Below are 21,344 nucleotides of genomic sequence, written 5' to 3' on the forward strand. Positions count from 1 at the left end.
AGAAAGAAATTTTGCACTAACACACAAGGTGTTAGTGCGCTTTTTGAGCAGCTTTAGTTAAGTTGTCCGACGATATGTTTCGCGATAGGAAAGCAAGATGTCGCAGCCGGTGAAGGGGCGTTACAAACGACCAATGCGTGCTCGGTTTTGTGGAACAGGAAATCATCCACCAGATCGCCATTTTGGTAGACCGCTTGAGCGCGAATACCGGAGGGGTAGGAAAGCAAATCTTGATTGGTGAGGGAAGGACAATACTTCTGCACTTCTTTTAAGTATCCCGGCTTCCAGAACCCGTTTCTCAGCTCCTTCATGGCGGATTTGAAGTTGCGGCGAATCACTTTGTAAAAGCCTGCGTATTGCAGCATTTCAACCACGTCAGCCGGAGAGAAAGAAAAGCGAGAGTAGCCCTCACGGGCAAGGCTCAACACCGCATTTGGGCCAACGGTGACTGAGCCGTCAATCATCTTGGTCAGGTGGACACCCAGAAATGGCAAGGCGGGATCAGGAATCGGATAAATCAGGCTGCTGATAATGGCATTATGCTCAGTCGCCAACTGGTAGTAATCGCCCCGAAACGGCACCATCTGGAAATCGGGCGTTTCACCCAGCATACGCACAACGCGGTCTGACATGATGCCTGCGCAGGAAATCAGTTTGCCGGTATGGAAGGTTTGCTCGCCTGCCACCACGGTCACGCCATCTTTAGATTCCTGAATATATTCAACAGGATGGCCGTAGAACACATCACCACCTCTCTCCTTGATCATACTTCCAAGTTTTTCGCAGATTTGGAGGTAGCTGACGATGCCTGTCGAAGGGACAAATATGGCACCAAGCCCACTGATATTTGGCTCTTTTTCCTTAAGCTGTGCAGCGTCCAGCACATCGAATTCCAGTTCGTTGTCAGCCGCCCGGGCTTTTAATGCTTCCATGCGTTCAAGCTCAATCTCGCTGGTGGCGACCAGCAGCTTGCCGCACTCTTCGAAAGGGATTTGGTGTTCGGTACAGAAAGCTTTGATGGCCTGATTCCCTTCTTTGCAAAAGCGGGCCTTCATACTGCCGGGCGTGTAGTAGACACCGGCATGGATCACACCGCTGTTGCGTCCGGTTTGGTGACTGGCGGGTTGGGTTTCTTTTTCGACAACCACGACCCTGGCGTTGGGCTCACGTTGCTGTAGCTCATTGGCCACACTGAGGCCGACGATACCTGCGCCGATGATCAAATAATCACAATTCACCATGTGTCAGTCCCTGCTAATGACGCTCGTGAGAGTGATGATTGAATGATAAATCGACAGCGATGGGAAGGTATGTACTGTGAGTCTGTGACGGGGATAGGGTGTTAACCCGCTGTCTTTCTTTTGCTTAAACCTTCTTTCACGTGTGTATTCCCCAGCCCCACTTTGGAGGAAGAAATGATCCTGGCGAGGGGAACAGGTTCACCGTATATGTAGCCTTGTGTGTAATCCAGTCCAACTTCCATCACCTGGCGTAGGTCTTCATCAGAATTGACTTTCTGTGCTGCGGTTTTGACTTTGAGCGAGTCGCTGACTTGTTTGATGGATTCAACGATACGCCTGTCGACCTTGCTCGATTTCATCATGGAGATAATGCTGCCATCAATTTTGAGCAGGCTGATATTGAACTTGCGCAGATACCCGAACGACGTCAACTCGGCACCGAAACTGTCAACGGCGACTTCACAACCCAGTTTTCTTAACGAAGAAACAATCTGTTGTGAACGCACGGTATCAATCAAGAGGGTGCTCTCTTTTACTTCGATACAAACTTGTTGGGCAGGCAAGGCGCTTTTCTTTATCAAACCCAGACAATAGCTCATGAAACTGTCGTTGTAGAAAGCCCCTGAAGAGATGTTTACCGCGACCGACATGCCTGTTTGCGCCAGTGCAGACGCTTGCGTGACCAGCACTTCATTGAAGACCCAGCGCTCAATGCTGATCAATCGGCCGGTAGGTTCTGCGGCGGCCAGGAATTCCGCGGGTAACAAGAGATCGCCATCTTCCGTGATCAGCCTGACTAGCAGCTCATGCCAGGTTTGATCTTCCTGATTGGTAGGAACGATAGGCATGCTTAAAAGACTGAATGAATTCGCAGAGATGGCGGTATCAATACGCTGCAGCAAAAAGTCGCGACGGAAAGAAATGCCGTCCTTAAGCAAGGATGCATCAAAGATTGAAATAGCGTGCTGACTGCCCTCAGAGATCGACTCCAATGCCACCTGCGCTTGATAGATGAGCTGGAATGGAGTGTTGTTCGTGTCGTCTGCTGCGGTCAAACCCATTGAGCATCCTAATGGGTAGGAAAAGTCACCTTGTTGGTACTTCAACGCGCCAATTTTCTCTGCCAGTGTGACCAGAGAATAGCGAGCGTGTTCGACGGATTCATGTTCCAGCAGCATGCTAAATTGGGTATCACTGATTCTGGCAACGCACTGCTTACCCAATGCTTTGATTAAAAGTGCCACCGATTTAATGAGCTGATCACGGATCTGCTCGCCGAAGGCATCTGTCAGAATATCGAGCCCACTGATTTCTATCACCACCAGTGCATGCGGCTCTGTGCCCTTTAAGCTGTCGATGTGGCTTTGTAATCTATGTTCAAACGCGCGTTGGTTTGGCAACTTCGTTAGCGTATCTATCGCTGACTTCTCTTCCAGCCCTGCAATCCTCTCTGCTACCGTCGCTGTTTGATAGTGGAAAGTCAGCACCCAGCCGCTGGGTGCTGCGCCATCGAGGATGACAGGGGTCGCTTCTAAATATACCAACTTCTCCTGATTATGTTCAGTTTGCAGGGTAAAGGTGCCCCTCAAACGGAAGTCTTGGTGGTAGGCCGAGAGTAGGTGCGCAAAGGTGTATTGGTTCTGGCGATCAAAGATATTGAACTGTTCGTCGATGTTAGTACCAACCAGCTCTTCTGGGGAGAAGCCAGTGAAGACCGAAGCATGGCGGTTGATAAAGGTTATCCGAAGCAGGGAATCCAGCGCGACGATGCCATCTGTGACGGATTCCGCTGCCGTGGCCAGCAAAAGGTTTTCACGTTCGAGTTGTACGTTTTCCCGCTGGATTAAGGTTGTTTCCTGACATAGCCCGACCAAACGGGATCCCGATTCAGAGTGAATGACCCTGGCCAAAATATGATGGTACACCACATGTCCATGCGCGTTTTGTACCTGGATGTTGAAACTGAGTTGATCGTTGTTCATACGGGTGATGTTGAACATAGAATCAAGCTGATGGCGGTCTGAAGGCAGTACTCTTTCCCGCCAAAGAGATGTAGTCATATGCTCGCCATTGTGTAGCTCAAATAAGGCGTACATTTCTTCGTTCCAATAGAGCTGTTCTGTTTCAGGCGTGTATTCCCACAGGCCAAAATCACACACCTGACCGACCAACTCTGTTTGTTTGGCTGCCATGGCTTCTTGCAGGGACAACGCTCTTTCGTCATCAATGTCAGTAATGGTACCAATCACTTTGGTCGTCATGCCGTGGCTGTCATATTCAATAGGTTGGCAGTTGTCCCTTACCCAGCGATATCGCTCATTATCATCCAACAAGCGGTATTCTATGGCCCCTGAGTGTCCCCCGTTTTGGGTTAACGTATGCTGGTACTCGCGCAGGTCTTCAGGGTGAATACGGGACATCCATTCGTAAAGGCGTTTTACTTCAGTGGCTTTAATGCCAATGGCTTGCTCGGAATTTTCGGAAAGTTGCAGGTATTTAGTGTGGCACTCCATTTCATAGACGGCGGTATGGTTAATGCCGAGGGCGAATTCAAATTTCTTGGACCACATTTTCCGCTCGTCATCAAAGCGCCGGTCTTTATCAATATCCTGCACTTGATAGATGTATTGCTGGGTGTTACCCGTCCATTTGTCCCGGATGATTGAAACGGCAATACGTGTCCAAACGACTTGCTTGTTTTTACGGGTCAGGCGGACTTCTGCTTGGAAGTTACTGATTTTACTTTGAGCAAGGAGTTGGAGCTTTTCATTTGCGGTGTCTTTGTCGCGGTGAAAAACTAACTGGCGGAAGGTTTTGTTTTCCAACTCTTCCCCAGTGTAGCCAATCAGGTCAATGAAGCTTCGATTCGCATTACTCATTTTGCCATCAGGCTGCACCATTACTGTACCGATGACAGAAGACTGCATGGCGTTTGAAAACAACTCTGCGCGCTCATCACTCATTTTTTGAATGTGCAGTAGACGTGCTGATTTCACCGCTAGAATGGCACCCAGTAACATAGCTCCACTGATGGGAAGAAGCAGAGCGGTTGGGTTGGAAGGTTCAACTGAGAGCGATAAATTCTCTCCCGGGTTAACCAAGAGCAAATCCAAGGTAACTGATACGACAAAGGCGGTAAAAAACGCTGAGAGTCTATCTAAGACAGCACCAGCCAATGTTAACGCGATAGCGATAGCAATGAACGGGAAAGCGACATGGGTGAGCAGCCACCCAGAAAGCGCTGCGATAGCGAAGATAGTGAGGACGGTCGTGGGTCGATAAATGCTGGAAGGCAGCTCTTTATCTCGCTGCAGCAAGGTATAGATCAATGGGGTGATGGCGAGAAAACCGATAACATCTCCCAGATACCAAGCCGGAGCAACGACTTCAAAAGGAATGGATAATTCTCGATTGAGTACCCAACCACCGAGCACCGCGCCCGAAATCGGCACTAGGATGACCGTAAATAAAACAAAAAAGCTAAACGCTTTAAGAGAAAGGAAAGGTTCAGCGTATCGACTTATCAGCACCAGAGACAGGCTGCCAAGAATGATGGTCGTGCTGTTTGCGGCTGAGAGTTGAATACTTTGTAGAGGGTCATCACCGAAAATAATATTGGAAAGTAAGATGGCAACAAAAGCAGTGCCAACAAGGGCAAAACGCTGGCTGGGAGGAGCCAGAGCGATCATGGCGATACTGAAACCATTGGTATACCAAATAAACGCGGCGCTGTTGGGTTGGCGTAAAAAATAGATGGCATACAGCGACTCAATCAGACAGCCCAGAAACAACAGCATCACGCGGAGCAAAACCGCATTCTCTGGAAATACGTCCTTAGAAGATGGGGGCGCTGTCGATGGCGTCATTCTGTCATCCGAACCATGAGTCAAAAAAGGAAACTCTCCCTTTCGGCAGGCGCTGACAGCGAAGCCACACCTTAAAGGCAGAGTTATGTCTCAAAAGTTTAGATGATGTCTCATTGTTGTGCCGAGAAAGACCGGCTGTTTTACAGCGCGTTATTCGTGATGTTACAGCTCGTTATATTTGACCGCTTTCCCAAAGCACTTCTCGGGTGGGTATTTCTTACGGTTGTGCGCAATCTTTTCATCACAGGCTTTTTCTAAGTCCACGCCACAACGGTCGGCAATACGGATGAGATAAAGTTGAATATCCGCCAGCTCATGCTCAAGCGCCTGACGCTTTTCTGAAGGGAAATTTTCTGCCTGTTCCGGCGTCAGCCACTGAAACAACTCTGCCAGTTCGCCCACTTCGCCGCTCAAGGCCATCACAAGATTCTTGGGGTTATGAAATTGCTCCCAATCACGTTCGCGCGCAAATTCGGCCATCTCAGCTTCCAAACGAAGGAATGCACTTTGGGGTTTATCAGTCATTGGGAAACTTCCTTTCAATCAATAGCACTCTAGGGGCAGTAGTGTGTCATGGATTGAAGCACGGGAAAACTGAAGCGTTGGATTGCCTCCATAGTCACTAAACAACTGGTTTACCTGTCCTATTTTTGTGAAAGCAGGGAATTTATCTGCCCAGTGAAAGCAATGACGCGCTAATCCTGTCTATTCTGTAAGTAGAACCATGGAGCTGGGTACCCACTTTGAATGACATCACCGCCACATTGCTGACGTTTTCCCCTGTGACCCTCTTTTTCGCGGTGATCCTCCTGTCTTATCTACTCGAAGATTTGGCCATTGTGACGGCAAGCGTTGCGGCGTCGCAGGGTGTGATGTCTATCCCTGCCGCACTGGCGGCGATTTTTGTTGGCATCGCCACAGGCGATATTGGCTTGTATGCACTTGGCTTGTGGGCTCGCCGCTGGAGAAAACTGCGCGGATTTTTACTGACCAAGCCGAGCGTGAGAATGATACGCCGCAAACTGCGTGCCCATGCGTTTGGCAATTTGTTCCTTATTCGTTTTGTGCCGGGTCTAAGGTTTGTGGGTTTTTGCCTCAGCGGTTTTTTCCGCGTGGGGCTGAAGCCATTTTTATCTGCTGTTTTGGTGGCGACCGCGCTCTGGACGGCATTGGTTTTCGCGCTGGTTTACCAGTTGGGCGAAATTGAATGGATTAATAACCACCTCAGTTGGGGGCTTATCCCGGTTGTGGTGCTCTTGCTCATTGCTGTCAACCGCGTTGCAGGGAGCAAGCTGAAGGAGAAAGCCGTTTGCACAGATTAAAGCTGGTGGAAGAGAAAACGTCCCCTGCCTTGCCGGTTAACCATGGCATGCCGCCTCTAGACATGAGCGGCAAGCCGGTGTCGTTTTTTGAATTCTGGCCGGGTTGGGTGTTTTACGCTCCTGTTGCCCTGCAATGGATTTGGAATGGCCTGAAATACCGAAGCTTCGGTTTGCCATTAGTGGCAAACCCCGGGATTGAGTTAAGCGGCATGGTGGGCGAGTCCAAGGACGCCATCTTGTCGTTGGCGGGTGAAACCGCCAAACCTTGGATCCTGCCTTACATCATGTGGGAAAAGACGGCAATGCCGCCTGAAACACAGGCGCATCAAGCCTTGACGGCTTTGCACCAGGCGGGGCTCGGCTTTCCTGTTGTTGCCAAGCCGGACTTGGGCTGTCGTGGCGCAGGTGTGCGTTTGGTGGAAAACAAAGGTGAGCTGGAAGAATACCTTCGCCTGTTTCCTGACGGCGCCCGCTTAATGCTGCAGGAAAAAGCCCCTTATAACGCCGAAGCCGGCGTGTTTTACGTGCGCTACCCAGGCCAGGAGAAAGGACAGATTTTCTCCATGACGCTCAAATACAACCCGTTTGTGGTGGGTGACGGCGAAAGTAACCTCGCACAGTTAATTGATGAAGATTCGCGCGCCGGAAAACTTTCCCACCTTTATCGCTCACGCCATGAAGACAAGCTGGATTTGGTACTCGCCAAAGGGGAAACCTTCCGCCTTGCGTTTGCCGGTAGTCATTCTCGCGGAGCGATTTTCCGCGATGGACGTGACTATATCAGTGAAGCGTTAGTCGAGCGCTTGGATGAAATTTTTGATGATTTCCCCGGTTATCACTATGGGCGGATTGATTTGAAGTTCCGTGATATTGCGAGCCTGATGCGCGGTGAGGATTTTGTGTTGCTGGAAGTCAATGGCGCCAGCAGTGAAGCCGCCCATATCTGGGATCGTGGTGCGACCATCAAAAGTGCTTTCAGTACCTTGCTGGCGCAGTACCGCATGTTGTTTGAAATAGGCAACCTGCAACGAAAAGCGGGGCATAAAGTGCCTTCGTTGATGGACTTGTATCGAGCATGGCGCAAGGAAAAAGCGCTGGTGCGTGATTATCCGTCGACCGATTAAAACAAGAAACAATCGAATGAAGCATCGATTTGAGGGGATTCCATGTTAGCAAGAGACTCCAAACCATCACTGAATGCACCTTATGCCGTCGAGGTAGAAGGGGGGCTGGATGTGGCGGCACAGGCGCTTGAGCTTCTTCATCAATTGTCAGATGACCAATACCAGTTCGTTGCTGCGCCTTATTTGCAAAGCTCGATTGGTCAGCATATGCGCCATATTCTGGATGTCTTTCATGCGGCTTCTGCACAGGAAATCGACTATGACGTTCGTCGCCGTGCACATCCTGTCGAAACGGATCGGGAAATAGCGATTTCGGAATGGAGACATCTTTGCGAATGGCTGGAAAGTCTTTCAGAAGCTGATATGGACTCAGCCATCAATGTGCGACATGAGGTGAGCCTGAACCGTCAGGCAGCGGCCACATCAGCGTCAACGCTGGGTCGCGAACTGGCGTTTGTTTCCAGCCATGCGGTGCATCATTTTGCGCTTATCCGCGTGAGTTTGAGCGCACAGAAGATCAGTGTGGCAGAAACCTTTGGCCTTGCGCCTGCCACCCTCAGTCATTTTCGTGGAGAACAGTAGATGTGTACTGTCAGTTGGCTGTTGCACGATAACGGTTACGACGTTTTCTTCAACCGCGATGAGCAAAAGGGCCGTGCCATTGCGCGACCACCGGAGCGATTTCGCGAACAAGGCACCGAATTTCTCATGCCTGTAGACCCGGATGGCGGCGGTACCTGGATCGCCACCAACCAACATGGTCTCTCTCTTTGTCTACTGAATTACTATCAGGGTGATATTCCCGAATTGCCACTCATCAGTCGTGGCTTGTTGGTGAAAATGCTGGCACCTTCGTCGTCAGTGGCAGATGTCGTCAGCACACTCAATAACCTTCATATGGGCTCTTATGCGCCCTTCACCCTGCTGGTTTTCGCACCGGATTTGAATGCGCACCACGGTCACGTGATTGCTTTCCAGTGGGATGGTCATGTTCTCACGCAGCGACCCAGCGTTGAGCCGATGATTTCTTCTTCCGTGGCATTTCAGGAAGTGATGATTGCAAGGCGTGAAGCTTTTAAAAGCATCATGACCGAACCGCAAACCGTCGAGAAAGCATGGGCATTTCACCGCAGCCATGTGCCGGAAGCGGGCTACAAATCTGTGTGTATGCACCGGGACGATGCCAACACAGTGAGCTTTACACACCTCAGCGCCACACCGGGGGCAATGGAAATGGTGTATGTCGATGGTTCACCGTGTGAAAACGTTCCAACGGCGACAGAAACCTTGATTCGAAAAGTACCAAACATGCGTTTGGTTGCCAGCGAAAAAAGGTGAAATTTTTACCTCCCCGACAGGTTCTTATATAGGGTCTGTTGACCTTTGGTGATGATTTTTGCAGCAGTTTGTGGGGACTTTATACAAGGCAGAGGCTTTGATGTGTAGCTGGCCTACATGAGAAGCCGATAACGCAGGAGAAAGTCCCCACAAACGCTGCCCGAAGGGTTCTGCCCTAAGCGTTTTATGCTTTGTTGAGGTGTATTTGCTTAGAACAACTAGGCGGCATACACCTCGCCGAGCCTAAAACGCTTATGGCTAGAACAAAATTTCACCACCAAAGGTCAACAGACCCTGGCAAGCGAACCTGCCCAAAATAAAAGGAGTGAAAGATGTCTCGCGTACTGTTACTGCTAACTTTGTTGTTCTCACCACTGACTTTCGCCGCCGATGTTTACACTGGCTTTTTCAGCAGCAAAGCGGTGAGTGGTTATGACACTGTGTCTTTCTTCGACGGCACACCAGTCAAAGGCAAATCAGATTTCAAAACCGAATATCAGGGTGCTGATTGGTTGTTCTCCAGCCAGGAAAACCTCGACAAATTCCTCGCTGACCCAGAGAAGTATGCACCGCAATACGGTGGCTACTGTGCATGGGCAATCGCTGAGAAAGATGATCTAGCGCCGGGTGACCCTGAGTTTTGGACTATCGTCGATAACAAGCTGTACCTGAACTATGACGATTCTGTTCAGAAAGCATGGGAAAAAGACATCCCGGGCTTTATCGATTTGGGTGACAAAAACTGGGCGAAGCGCTAATCCAGCCTGTTAACCGCTAAAAGGAGAGTCATCAATGATCAGTCCCTTTCAGATCCCGAGAAAAACGCCGTTTGGTGTGATTGAAAAAGCGCTGGAGTCAGTGACAGGTCTCCGGGCTTTGGATAAGCACTACCGCCGCCGTCCGGAAGGGATAGATACCGATCATTTTCTCTCCTATACCCTGGATGTGCTCGGCATTGACTACACCGTCTCTGCCGAGGACATGAAGAATATCCCTGCCACTGGCAGCACAGTGGTGGTGGCCAATCATCCGCTCGGTGGTGTGGAAGGGGTGATCCTCGCCAAACTACTGCGTCAGGTGCGCCCTGATATGAAAGTGCTGGCCAACTACTACCTCAAACGTATTCCCGAACTCAGTGACATCTTTATCGGCGTCGATGTGTTTGAAGGGGAGAGTGCGCGTAAGGCGAATTTGAGAGCGTTACGCGAAGCACACCAACATGTCAGCGATGGCGGTTTGCTGCTGATTTTCCCAGCCGGTGAAGTCTCGACCTTCGACGAAGATGGACAGCTCAAAGACAAGGCGTGGAGCCGTTCAGTTGCTGCCTTGGTCAAGAAGCACAAAGCGACGGCGTTACCGGTTTACATTGGCGGTCAGAACAGCCGCAAATTCTATCGGGCTGGGCGTATCCACCCGCTGCTCCGCACCGCAATGCTGGCGCGTGAATTGCTCAATAAACGCGGTGACTCCATCCCACTTTCCATTGGTGAACCTATCCCGTGGAAAGAGTGTCGTGCATTTGAAAATGACGACGCCTTGGTCAATTACCTCAGGCTCAATACTTACTTGCTCAACCGTGAACAAGCGGTGACGGCTGTTGAGTTGGAACAGACAGGCGAACCCATCATTGCGCCGCAGTCTGTCGATGCGATAGAACAGGAACTGACAACATTACCAGCGCAAGCAAAACTTCTGTCATCCAATGAGTTTGATGTTTATTGCACGGAAAGTACGCATATTCCGGTGATCCTTCAGGAAATCGGCAGAATGCGCGAAGTGAATTTCCGCGCTGTCGGTGAAGGCACTGGCATGGCTTGTGATATCGACGAATATGACGATTACTACCTGCATCTGTTTATCTGGGATCGGGAAGCGCGGCAAATGGTCGGCGCATATCGCTTGGGTAAAGTGCAGGGAATTGTGGCTGAGAAAGGGTTGAATGGACTCTATTCACGCAGCTTGTTCCAATACGACGAGCGCTTTGTTGAAAGCATGGGTAACTCGCTGGAAATGGGCCGTTCGGTGATTGATGAAAAGTACCAGCGAAGCTTGTCAGCCTTACTGCTGCTCTGGAAGGGGATTGCAGCTTACGTGAGCAAACATCCTGATATCACCACCCTGTTTGGTCCGGTCAGCATTAGTAACGATTATCCGCTAACAGCACGTCGTTTGTTGGCCGAGAGCCTGAGCGTGCACCACTACGACGAGGACATAGCGCAGCTGGTGGCACCGACCACACCGCTGGAAACATCCGCACCTGTGCCTTGGCATACCTCCATGCTGGCAGGATTGGGTGATTTACAGCTGTTATCGCGAGTGATCAGCCGTATGAGTCAGGGGTTGGGTGTGCCAGTGCTATTGAGACAATATCTTGGTCTGAATGGCAAGCTGGTGTGCTTTAACGTGGATCCTGCGTTCAACAATGCGTTGGATGGCCTGATTATGGTGGATTTACGCAATGTGCCTGCTAAGACGCTCGGCAGATACATGGGCAAAGAGCAAGCGGAAACCTATCTCGACCACCATCTGCAAAAATAGATGGTATCTGTTTTTTACTGGAAACGTGTTTTGGCGACAATTCCTCGCTAATCAATTTAACAATCAACGTCCCAATAACGGTACTTTTTTTTAATTGTGCTGTGTCATCATTATTGCTCATGTCTGGTTACTCCCTGGGCTGAATACAGCGGAGCTTGCGCGGTTAACATGCATCCATTGTACTTTCTGTGTCTCAAATCGACCTCGGTTAGGCTCAATGCAGGCTAAACGCTCCATGGCTCCTAAATCACTTTAACTATCAGTAATCCTCTATTTTCTGAGCGATTACCCCAACAAGATAGGGAATGAGTTATGCGAATTGCGATGCTAGGAGCTGGCGCAATGGGGTCTGTTATTGGAGGGCATTTAGCACTTACTGATAACGATGTGGTTTTGATTAATATTGATCCTGAATTTGTAGAAGCAGTAAACAAATCTGGGTTGATATTGGAAACAGGTAATGCAGAGCACATCGTGAAAGTGCTTGCTGTCACTGAAACACAACACCTCGAGCCATTTGACTTAGTAATAGTGTTGGTCAAAAGCTTTCACACCCAAGCAGCGATTGAGTCAGCCATTAATCTGGTGGGAGAAAATACCATGGTCATGTCTCTGCAGAATGGCTTAGGGCAAGAGTCTTTGCTATCAGAGGTAGTAGGCCGTGAGCATGTTATTGCGGGAAAAACCTATGTCGGTGGCATGATGCTGACTCCAGGAAAGGTTAAGGCCGGCGTCGCGGATAAAGAGACGATTATTGGTGAGATTGATGGTCAACTGACCCCAAGAATCAAAGAAGTTGAGCGTATCTTTAATGACGCTGGTCTGAAGACGGTTGCCACTGACAACATCATGGGAGCAATGTGGGATAAGTTATTGATTAATGTTGCCGCAGGGGCGCTCTCAGCTATTACTGGATTGAATTTTGGTAATCTCTACGACATACCTTCAATTAAACAAACAGGTGTTGAGGCTGTTGCTGAGGCAATGAGAGTGGCAAGTGCATTGGGTGTGACACTGTCATTAGCCGATCCTGAGGAAGCATGGGTCAAAGCATCAGCAGGACTTCCTTTTGACTTCAAACCCTCTGTTCTTCAAAGCATCGAAAATGGAATGACGACTGAGATTGATTTTATCAACGGCTTTGTGGTTAGTCAGGGGAAAGCGGTAGGGATTCCAACGCCGGTTAACGCCACATTGGTTGCCTGCTTAAAGGGCGTAGAGAGAGGACTCAACCCTAAAAAAGCTTAAATTTCAAAAAAAGCGCCAGAACCCGGCGCTTTTTATGTTCATAACAGTTAGAAATTCAGGCTGGCACCGACACCAACAGAGCTAGTTTCTGCACTGCCCGCATCACGGTAAGTCAGTTCTACTGCAAGGCCAGGACCAATACCCGGAGACAGGTTAATACCTACCGCGCCCAGCAGACCCCAACCATCTTCTTTTTCCATCGCATAAGTATTGTCGTAATAGTTGCCACCGCCACGTACATACACATCACCCAGGACGATAGGAATGTTCACCTGAAGTGCTAAAGGGATTGAGGTAGAGGTGAAGTCTTGATCGACGCCGTTTTCATCTGGAATATCGGCGGTGGTTTCGCCGTAGCCAGTGTAAATACTGGTGAAATCATTCAGGTGCAGTTTACCGTTGATGGCCCAGAAGTAACCGGTGGCGCTGCGGCCTTTGTATTTCACATCAGTGAGCCCAGCGTCTGCCCCCACTGAGAGTGGGAGAACCAGCGCAGAGGCTGAAGTAGCAAAAAGCGCTGAGCTCAATGCGGCCAGCGTTATCAGTTTCTTAGATTTAGCCATGTGGTCACCCTGTAGCAAGTTTGCGACAAAACATATGGAATTCAGTTTAGGAGTGAATCGGCGGGAAAGTGGGGCAACTGGGCAGCTTTTGGCAACAAGATCAGATATTTGTGAGCTGTACCCAAACAATCTGCTGTGGAAGTGACAAAAACGGCACCCGAAGGTGCCACAATCAATGGGGAGGGGAGGCTGTATCAGGCGGCAACCAGCGCAGAAATCACGCCAATCACACCACCGAAAACACCACCCCAGACGACCAGCCAACCCAGGTGCTCGCGGATCATCTTCTGAACGATTTCTTTGACCATTTCTGGTGTCAGCTCATCCAGGCGTTGCTCGATAACAGACTCGATGTTAGCCGTGATGTCGCCCATCATTTCCGGTTGTTCAATTTGGCCTTTCAGCGCTTCACGGAAGTTATCCTGCTGAGTAATGTCGACCACTGAGGTTTTCATTTTCTCTACGAATGGCTGACGCAGTGGTGCCAGTGCTTCCGAACCGCCCATCATGGCAAGCATGCCACCAAATGGACTGTTGTTAATCACTTCCACCAAGCCATCAAACGTTGGATTGAAGTCGATTTGTTCAATCACAGGTTCAAGGTTCAAAGCTGCACCGCCAGACATTTCTTTATTCAGAAAACGATCAACATTTTCCTTGGTGAAGAACTGATCCATCATCAATGATTTGATGCCAAGCTTGAACGCCTCAAAACGTGCCTGAATAACGCCAGAACCGTAAAGCCCCGGCACCTTTTCAAACAGCATGTGTACAGCCAGCAAGTTGGTCAGCGAACCTGACAGCGCAAATAAACCACCATAAAGTGCCAGTGGCTCTTCAAAGTAGTAACCCGCAGCGAACACGGCTGCTGCGATAAGATTGGTCAAAAAGCTTTTGTTCATTGTTTTTGCTCAATTTGTGTACTTGGAAATGGCGATGATTTTAGTCAAAGCGAGGACAACGAACAATATGGCTTTTCACTCAAAATAGCGGAATGAAGGATTGGCTATCGCGAATCTCGCTAAACACTCGTCTCAGTGCTTCTTGCGAAAAACTGTGCGCGTAGTTCCCCATGCTGACCCGATTGACACCCAGTCGTTGCAGTGCGCCGAATTCTGGCAGGGTCGGTGTACACATCACATTGAGAGGAAGAGCACAGGCATCAACTGCAGCTTTGATATCTTCCGGCTTCGAGATAAAAGGTACAAACAGACCATCAGCGCCTGCATTGGCATAATGCTGCGCCCGCTCAAGCGTTTCTTCCTTCGCGTTATCTAACCCAAGTAAAAACGTATCAGTACGGACATTGATAAACACTTCTCTTCGTTGACTGCCCACCAACTTGATGACATTCCTAAGTTTCTGTTGGAATTCCACCATGCTTTCGAGCTTTCTCTCGCCTGCCAGCACCTTGCTGTCTTCAATGTTGATGCCTTTGACGCCCATCGCGATGAGTGTGCGAATATTCCCGGCAATTTGATCTGCGCTTTCCCCATAGCCAGATTCAATATCCACATTCAGTGGTAAGGTCGAGCATGCAAGAATCCGCCTGACGACGAACAAGAGCTCGTCGAAGGTCATGGCTTCGCCATCTTCATAACCGAGTGAGTGAGCGATGGCAGCGCTGGAGGTCCCAATTGCAGGATATCCTTCAAATTCGGCAGTTTTGGCGCTGTTTGCATCCCAGACATTTGCTAATACATAAAGGTGGTCATGAGTAGATAGTTGATAAAAATCCATGCGGTACTCCGTTTTTCTGTGTGAAGTTGGGAATACTTTATCGAGTTTATTTCAGGTCTCTGGCTGAAAACGGAACTGAACCCAAACGATTGAAAAATTGGGGTAATCGGTAACGCGAAGTTAGAGACATGGCTCAGAGTTGAAGCATGAACATTTACCAGATGGATAGGCCGCACCTACACTCATTGCGTTGACTGAATAGATAAAGAACCGACATGCTGCTTCGAACAGGGATTGCCTTTTTACTGACGTTCGCATTGACGGCCTGCAGTGCGGGTAACCGTCCCTTTGAATTTAAAAATCTTGCCAAATCAGACATGGACTTGATTACGGATATTCACATACTGGAAATCCGCGATGCGATACGTGATCTCACCGTAAAACTCTACAAAAGAAACCCAAGAGAGTTGGCTAAAGTGCCAGAGATGACGGTTTCTGGACGTCTGGATTCTTTTATGACGGTTCAACGGCCTGAAGGCGGCTATGCAGAGCTGGGTGGATTGGATGGGGTAGATGCGCTTTATCTGGCCTTTTCTGAGGAGTATGAAGGTGACCGGGTGTTTGCTTTGATGGTTGGTATCACCGGGATGATCAGCGCCAGTTACAACAATCAGTTGGAGTTTTACCTCCTCGACGATATCGATCAGCAAAAGCTCTATAACAGCGCCCGTAATCTGGAAACGGTGGCTTGGTTGCTCAATACACGGAAAGACATCAATGGTGATTTGATGCTACTGAGCAACGGTATCGCGTTGGATGGTACCCCAAACTACAGCTATGAGCGCGTGTTGGCGAAAATGATCGTGATTCAGGACATGATGGCTAAAATGGTCGCTGACAGCACCAACCGTCATATTAATCAGGTTGTCCATGGTGTGGCATCAATGACATTCTTCCCCATCTGAATTGCCTTCTTTTTGATACAAACATCCCGTAAGGAAACGATTGGTCTCACTCGTTTATAACTGTGAACTGACAGTCAGCTTTAATCCCCCAAACATAAATTGCCAAAAAAGTACCAGTAAAGGTGTAGGCATTTTACTCCCCTTATTAGGAAACGTTTAATATTCTTTATTGGTACTTTTTCTGTAAAGTGTTTAGTTATTTAACTCCCCTTGTTTCAATTAAGAGTCACAATGGATTCTATTTAATTACGTTCATTACAAATACCCTTGTTTCTCTGATTGAAACGCGTAGTCAAGGATCAAAACTCTCTCTTCTCGATGTTCGCTACCCGGCTTATGAGTTGGAAATGCTTTACCGTGACCGGATTTGGCCCGTGCGTTCAGCCATCATGGATTTAAATTATCCTAAGTGCTCACGACCAAGAGGCGTGAGCAGAAAAATACTCACAGAAGCAGCGAGTGGTGTGGGTGCAAATATTCACATTCAAGGAGAAAAGGGACGCTACGAGGTTGTGTACTCTCCACCAGATGGCTTTATCACAACGTTGGAGTTCTCTTTAGGTGGTTATGGTAGACACTTAAATGTGTCGGCCACCTTGTATTCAGGGCATCGGATCGCTTTATCTGCTTGCTTTGGCAGTTCAAACAGCATTTGGATTGCTGATCGGGAGGGCTTAATTGTCGCTATTCAAGATGCATTGACCTTGGTCTCTGCAATAAACCGCCATTTTGCAGGAGTCAGCCAATAAGGGCATTTTACTGCCCTCGGGCACTCAATATAGAGCGGATGTGTACGATCAGTTCATTAACCCGCAAAGGCTTTAACAAAAAGCCCTGAAGCTGTTGGCTTTCACCAATCTGGTCAGCAAAGTCATTCAATCCGGTGTAAAGCACCACAGGCAGTTCAGGGCTGTGCTTGCGCGCTTCATTGATAAGCTGTAACCCGGTGAGTTGTGGCATGGCCTGGTCGGTGACCAGAATCTGGTATTTATCAGGCGTTTTCCCTATTTCCCAAAGCGCTTCGCTTGGGTCGCTGAAGGTATCAACCTGCAGACCGAAAATCGGCAGCGTTGCTTTTACTACTTCAAGCATGATTTCTTCATCATCGACGAAGATGACTTTGGGCTGATGAAGATCAGCATCCAGCGGAATGCCAGACGAAACCAGATTCTCGGAATGTATAACGTGGTTTTCTGAGCGTTTGCTGCAGAGCGGAAGGTAGACGGTGAACTCTGTGCCTTCGTTTAGTTTGGTTTTAACGCTGATCCCACCTTGGTATCGGCTGATAATTCCATGAACGATGGCCAATCCCATGCCCGTACCTTCACCGTGCGCCCGGGTGGTGAAAAACGGTTCGTAGATATGTTCCAGCACTTTATCAACGATACCTACCCCGTTATCAATGATAGTGATTTTGGCGAACATGCCCGGTTGTGCCAGCCATTCAGATTCGATGTTTTCTTGAGTCAGTTCAACGGCGGAAACGTCAAAGCGGATTTTGCCTTCAAGACCTTGGCAGGCGTGATTTGCGTTGATGAGAAGATTGGTGAGTAACTGATGAATATGGGTGCTGTCGGCATGAATGATCAGGATTTCTTCCGGCAACGTGAGTGCGAGATTTGAGGTGAAGGCTTTGCTCATTTCCAATGCGCAGGTGACATCCTGACAAAGACGGTTAAGGTCCAGTTCTGTTCGGTCTTCATCCTGTTTCCGACTGAATGTGAGGATCTGCTTTACCAATAATCGCCCACGATCTAACACATCTTCAAGCTTCTCTAAGTGCTCGCCAACACGCTCGTAAGTTGGGGTGCTTTCCAGTTTAAGCGTGATTAAATCCGCCAGCCCGAAAGCAATCCCCAGCAGGTTATTAAACTCATGGGCAATCCCCCCTGCAAACGCGCCCAGCGCCTCCATTTTTTTGGCTTGCATTAACTGAGCGGCGAGCTGGTGGTTAAGCTCATCACTCTGCTTTTGTCGGGTGATGTCTTTATCAATCCCCACCATGCGCAGCGCCACACCATTTTCATCCCTCTCAACCACTTTGCCGCGATCGAGATTCCAACGGTATTGGCCATTCTTCATCCGAAGCCGGTTTTCATGCTCATGGAGTTCAACTTCACCGTTGATATGAGCCCGCAGTGCTTTCCAGGTAGATTCAACATCATCAGGATGCAGCATAGATTGCCACTGCTCAATGGTGGAGGAGACTTCCTGATTCTCATAACCCAGCGTTTCATACCAGCTGCCAGTCAGGTAGAGCTTGTTCTCTGTGATTTGCCAGTCATAGATACCATCAGATGCAATATCGATGGCGTGTCTGAGTCGTTCGTTCTCGGCTTCAAGTTGAGCGATACGTTTTCGCAGCTCATCGTTTTCAGACATTGTGCGTGTTCACATCACTATAGAAAAAGCTGATGTTGGTGACCTTTTGGTTAACACCCCGGTGAAGGGAAGCAATAGGCTCGTCGTCGGTTGCTACCACGTCCCAGCAGCGGTTAGCCTGCTCGTCGTCTTCAAAGTACATGGCAACCAATCCGTGTTGCTCAGGAGGCATAAGGTTGTAGCCTTGGTGTGGACGGCGCGAAAAAGACTGCCAGCCAATGTTGAGTCCCATCTCGTTGAGTTGTTTGGCATAAGCAGTGAATGCCTGTTCAAATTCGCTCTGATCCTGATCGGGTTTGAGCTCATACAATCCGTGCATTGAGACCAAAATAACGTCCTTATTAGTTGTAAATGTGATGGTTGAAATTTGCATTCCAGCTCATCAGGGTTTTTAACGGCATAGGCTTGGCAATGTAGTAGCCCTGAGCCGAGTCACACCATTCGTGCTGCAAATGTTCATAGATATCGTGGGATTCCACGCCCTCAGCAATGACTTTGAGTTCCATGCGTTTAGCCAAATCAATGCAGGAGCGGACGATGTTGAGAGACTGAGCGTTACTCAACATGGTTTTGGTGAAGGATTTGTCGACCTTCAACTCGGAAAATGGCAGCGTGTGGAATAGAGACAGGGAGGAATACCCCGTGCCGAAATCGTCGAGAGACAGCCCCACGCCTTTAATTCTGAGGTTGACCAAGATATCCAGTACATCCTGACGCCCTTCAAGAAACTCACGCTCAATCAGTTCCAGTGTGATTTGATGGGGCTTTAACTGGGTGCCGGCGATCAGTGAATTAAACCGGAACTGATATTCCGGCGTCACCAACGATGAGGCACTCACGTTGATGGAAATGGATTTGAAATGCGGCAATTGGACAAGTGCTTCGGCATCGCTAGCAACACGGTTAAGTACCCACAAGGAGAGTTTTAGCTTAATTCTGTCTGGCAAATCCGTGTGCAGAAACTGATCGGCACTTAACAGCCCAAGCTCAGGATGATGCCAGCGCAGTAAGCATTCGTAGGAGGTAACAACGCCATCCCTCAGGTTGATCTGCGGCTGATAGAAAACGTCCAGCTGGTCATCATCCATAGCTTCTTCTACATCAACCGGATTGACCTTGGCCACTTCCATTTTCTTTTTGTCGGCTTTGCCTTGTTTGGCAAACTCCAGCATGTTCAGCAGTACTCGACGGGTGAAGGGCTTGGAAAGTGAACCGATCACGTTGAAGTCGAGCGATTGGGCAAAGGTAGAGGCGGAATTCAGAATGGATTTGTCGTACCCGCTCAGCAGGATCACGCAGGGCTTGATGCTGAAACTGCTCAGCTCTTTTAGCAAGGCAATGCCGTTTTTATCCGGCATGTGTACATCGAGCAGCAGCACATCATTGGAGGTTGGCGCGGCGAAACGCAGCAGATCCATGCCCCGGTTATAACCTTTAGTGGGATAGCCTGTCTCACACAGCATTTGTGTGATGACATCGGTAAACTCGGTATTATCATCGACGACGTAAACGTTCAAAATCCCATTCCTTGACCCGGGTATGTGGCATCCATCAGTCCAGTAGAGCGCTCTGTTGCCTACCTACAGAACCTAACTTTGGAACTAGCTGCAAATATAGAAAATATCGGCGGTGCAGACTGAAAAAGTTGCGCAGGAATCTAAAGATATTGAATACATTCCACCAATAAATACACAGTCTTTAATGTGAGTCGGTAATTTTAGGCAGTGTTTACAATTTCCTGGGGAAAGTGATACCTATTGATATTTGGTCTGTTTTTGACAAGGCGATAGAGCTTTCTCAGAAATTCTTTATCTTCCTCATCGTTGTCCCAGAAGAAGTGCCCACCTGCCCTGACGGCTCCCCAAATCATGTTGGCGCGCAGGTTATCCACCCCATTTTGGCGCAGCAGTTGGTAGAGGAAATCATCCGCCTGCTCGCGGTCAACCTGATGATTGTAGAACAGCCAGTCATGGACCAATGCTGGCATCATGATGTCTGGGTGAAAGGGCGTAAAAGTAATTTGCCAAGCGACAGCAGGAATGCTGGCACCGTCGTAACGGAAGTACTTTGGGACAACAATATCGACACCGTCGACTTGTATTTCAAAATCCCAGGTTAGTTCGTATTTGTTCGTCAATGCGCTGGGTTGCAGTTTGGGTTGCTTGAGCATGAGGGGCCTCCAAGTCGCTTCTGGAGGGTACAGGCTAACTAATACACTATTGTGATTGCGTTTAAAGATTGGGAAAAATAGAAAAGAAAAAGGACAGGCAATATGGAGTCAGCTCAAATGAGCATTGCCTGTCCAAAATGCAAATATTTGCATTGAAATAATTTACACCAACTACAAGGAACTTCCATGTCATTTTACTGAGTTACCATCAACGCTGCCTGATGATACCAGTAAAGTAGAGGTGGTAATGTATTGGGTGCATCAATTATTACCAACCTAAAGGCTCGCTACCATAGCCAAAAACGAATTTAAAACTGTTCAATCATTTCGCTGTCATCATGAATAAATCTCTTTGATATTCCGTTTTCCCTAACGAGTAATCCAGATTTATTAACATGATATTTGTGATCAACTTTTTTCCCATTGATCAGTGCACCGATGACTAAAAAGCAGAAATGTGCACCAACCTGACAATCTATTTGATAATTCCCTTTACCTCTATGTTTCAAAGCTTTGGAGACAGTGCCATCCCGATTACTGACTACCGTGACCCGCGATACTGAGGCAACCCTTGCCTCTGTGTCTTCAAAGGTGACTTTCTCGCGTGTCTGTTCTCTTTCTATTCCAAAGTGGGAGTAATAATATCCACCTTGTCGCAATGACGAATTTAAATCCGTCTCTCGAAGATCATTACTATTAACGATACAGGCTGTTAATAATAAGCTCGAAAAAGTTACCGCTAAGCATTTTACTTTTTTCATGGGAAGTCTCCCATTTTGTTAGTGAGTGTAAACACCCTGCTTAATCACATTTTATTATTATTTGGCTCGATAAAAGGAGCCATTCCCCTGATGTTCAATAACCTGCTTGTTGTGCTTATTACAGGTGCAAGTTCAATTTCAGTATT

20 protein-coding genes are annotated in these 21,344 nt (G+C 48.5%); 9 read left to right on the plus strand and 11 right to left on the minus strand.

What is annotated here, in order from left to right; all coding sequences use genetic code 11:
• Positions 1-53: 53 nt before the first annotated feature.
• The 3 genes from lhgO to D515_RS05145 form a co-directional block, all read right to left on the minus strand.
• Positions 54-1,241, minus strand: a complete 1,188-nt coding sequence (gene lhgO / locus D515_RS05135; protein WP_002536669.1) for an L-2-hydroxyglutarate oxidase — start codon at positions 1,239-1,241, stop codon at positions 54-56.
• Positions 1,242-1,342: 101 nt separating this feature from the next.
• Positions 1,343-5,107 (minus strand): EAL domain-containing protein, encoded by a 3,765-nt coding sequence (locus D515_RS05140; RefSeq protein WP_002536670.1) that lies wholly within the window; start codon positions 5,105-5,107, stop codon positions 1,343-1,345.
• A 162-nt stretch (positions 5,108-5,269) separates the two neighbouring features.
• Positions 5,270-5,632 (minus strand): nucleotide pyrophosphohydrolase, encoded by a 363-nt coding sequence (locus D515_RS05145; RefSeq protein ID WP_002536672.1) that lies wholly within the window; start codon positions 5,630-5,632, stop codon positions 5,270-5,272.
• 218 nt (positions 5,633-5,850) lie between these two features.
• On the opposite strand from D515_RS05145, the gene D515_RS05150 reads away from it, so the two are divergent.
• The 7 genes from D515_RS05150 (at position 5,851) to D515_RS05180 (ending at position 12,677) form a co-directional block, all read left to right on the plus strand.
• Positions 5,851-6,429 carry a DedA family protein gene (locus tag D515_RS05150; protein ID WP_002536673.1) on the plus strand — a complete coding sequence of 193 codons (579 nt, stop codon included), beginning with the start codon at positions 5,851-5,853 and terminating at the stop codon, positions 6,427-6,429.
• A gap of 47 nt (positions 6,430-6,476) precedes the next feature.
• Positions 6,477-7,553: a D-alanine--D-alanine ligase gene (locus tag D515_RS05155; RefSeq protein WP_192815494.1), complete on the plus strand. Its 1,077-nt coding sequence runs from the start codon at positions 6,477-6,479 to the stop codon at positions 7,551-7,553.
• Positions 7,554-7,595: 42 nt separating this feature from the next.
• Positions 7,596-8,135: a DinB family protein gene (locus D515_RS05160; RefSeq protein WP_002536677.1), complete on the plus strand. Its 540-nt coding sequence runs from the start codon at positions 7,596-7,598 to the stop codon at positions 8,133-8,135.
• Complete coding sequence (locus D515_RS05165) at positions 8,136-8,891, plus strand: NRDE family protein (RefSeq protein ID WP_002536678.1); 756 nt, start codon at positions 8,136-8,138, stop codon at positions 8,889-8,891.
• A gap of 332 nt (positions 8,892-9,223) precedes the next feature.
• Positions 9,224-9,649 carry a YHS domain-containing (seleno)protein gene (locus tag D515_RS05170; RefSeq protein ID WP_002536679.1) on the plus strand — a complete coding sequence of 142 codons (426 nt, stop codon included), beginning with the start codon at positions 9,224-9,226 and terminating at the stop codon, positions 9,647-9,649.
• Between the two features lie 34 nt (positions 9,650-9,683).
• Positions 9,684-11,429 (plus strand): lysophospholipid acyltransferase family protein, encoded by a 1,746-nt coding sequence (locus D515_RS05175; RefSeq protein WP_002536680.1) that lies wholly within the window; start codon positions 9,684-9,686, stop codon positions 11,427-11,429.
• Between the two features lie 312 nt (positions 11,430-11,741).
• Positions 11,742-12,677 (plus strand): ketopantoate reductase family protein, encoded by a 936-nt coding sequence (locus D515_RS05180; protein WP_039849629.1) that lies wholly within the window; start codon positions 11,742-11,744, stop codon positions 12,675-12,677.
• Between the two features lie 47 nt (positions 12,678-12,724).
• On the opposite strand, the gene D515_RS05185 is transcribed toward D515_RS05180, so the two are convergent.
• The 3 genes from D515_RS05185 to D515_RS05195 all read right to left on the minus strand — a co-directional run bounded on the left by D515_RS05185 (position 12,725) and on the right by D515_RS05195 (position 14,980).
• On the minus strand, positions 12,725-13,240 hold the full coding sequence (locus D515_RS05185; protein WP_002536683.1) for an outer membrane beta-barrel protein: 516 nt from the start codon (positions 13,238-13,240) through the stop codon (positions 12,725-12,727).
• Between the two features lie 194 nt (positions 13,241-13,434).
• The gene (locus D515_RS05190; RefSeq protein ID WP_002536684.1) at positions 13,435-14,142 is read right to left on the minus strand and encodes a hypothetical protein; all 708 of its coding nucleotides are present in this window, start codon (positions 14,140-14,142) and stop codon (positions 13,435-13,437) included.
• A 79-nt stretch (positions 14,143-14,221) separates the two neighbouring features.
• A complete protein-coding gene (locus D515_RS05195) occupies positions 14,222-14,980 on the minus strand; it encodes an isocitrate lyase/PEP mutase family protein (protein ID WP_002536685.1) in 759 nt (252 codons plus the stop codon).
• A 215-nt stretch (positions 14,981-15,195) separates the two neighbouring features.
• Between D515_RS05195 and D515_RS05200 the strand changes: the two genes are divergently transcribed.
• A complete protein-coding gene (locus tag D515_RS05200) occupies positions 15,196-15,885 on the plus strand; it encodes a hypothetical protein (protein WP_002536686.1) in 690 nt (229 codons plus the stop codon).
• Between the two features lie 188 nt (positions 15,886-16,073).
• Positions 16,074-16,634, plus strand: coding sequence for a hypothetical protein (locus tag D515_RS05205; RefSeq protein WP_152442349.1), 561 nt, complete (start codon positions 16,074-16,076; stop codon positions 16,632-16,634).
• Between the two features lie 7 nt (positions 16,635-16,641).
• Here D515_RS05205 and D515_RS05210 read toward each other — a convergent pair whose 3' ends face one another.
• The 5 genes from D515_RS05210 to D515_RS05230 all read right to left on the minus strand — a co-directional run bounded on the left by D515_RS05210 (position 16,642) and on the right by D515_RS05230 (position 21,198).
• Positions 16,642-18,267, minus strand: a complete 1,626-nt coding sequence (locus tag D515_RS05210) for a PAS domain-containing protein (protein WP_002536687.1) — start codon at positions 18,265-18,267, stop codon at positions 16,642-16,644.
• Positions 18,260-18,586, minus strand: coding sequence for a DUF6614 family protein (locus D515_RS05215; RefSeq protein WP_039849631.1), 327 nt, complete (start codon positions 18,584-18,586; stop codon positions 18,260-18,262). Before D515_RS05215 ends, D515_RS05210 begins: the two co-directional genes overlap by 8 nt.
• A gap of 22 nt (positions 18,587-18,608) precedes the next feature.
• The gene (locus D515_RS05220) at positions 18,609-19,784 is read right to left on the minus strand and encodes an EAL domain-containing response regulator (RefSeq protein WP_002536689.1); all 1,176 of its coding nucleotides are present in this window, start codon (positions 19,782-19,784) and stop codon (positions 18,609-18,611) included.
• A 200-nt stretch (positions 19,785-19,984) separates the two neighbouring features.
• Complete coding sequence (locus D515_RS05225; RefSeq protein WP_002536690.1) at positions 19,985-20,437, minus strand: DUF1353 domain-containing protein; 453 nt, start codon at positions 20,435-20,437, stop codon at positions 19,985-19,987.
• A gap of 308 nt (positions 20,438-20,745) precedes the next feature.
• Positions 20,746-21,198: a hypothetical protein gene (locus D515_RS05230; RefSeq protein ID WP_039849633.1), complete on the minus strand. Its 453-nt coding sequence runs from the start codon at positions 21,196-21,198 to the stop codon at positions 20,746-20,748.
• Positions 21,199-21,344: the final 146 nt, after the last annotated feature.

Origin of the sequence: Grimontia indica (assembly GCF_000333895.2) — a bacterium.
In the GTDB taxonomy this organism is placed as follows: domain Bacteria; phylum Pseudomonadota; class Gammaproteobacteria; order Enterobacterales; family Vibrionaceae; genus Enterovibrio; species Enterovibrio indicus.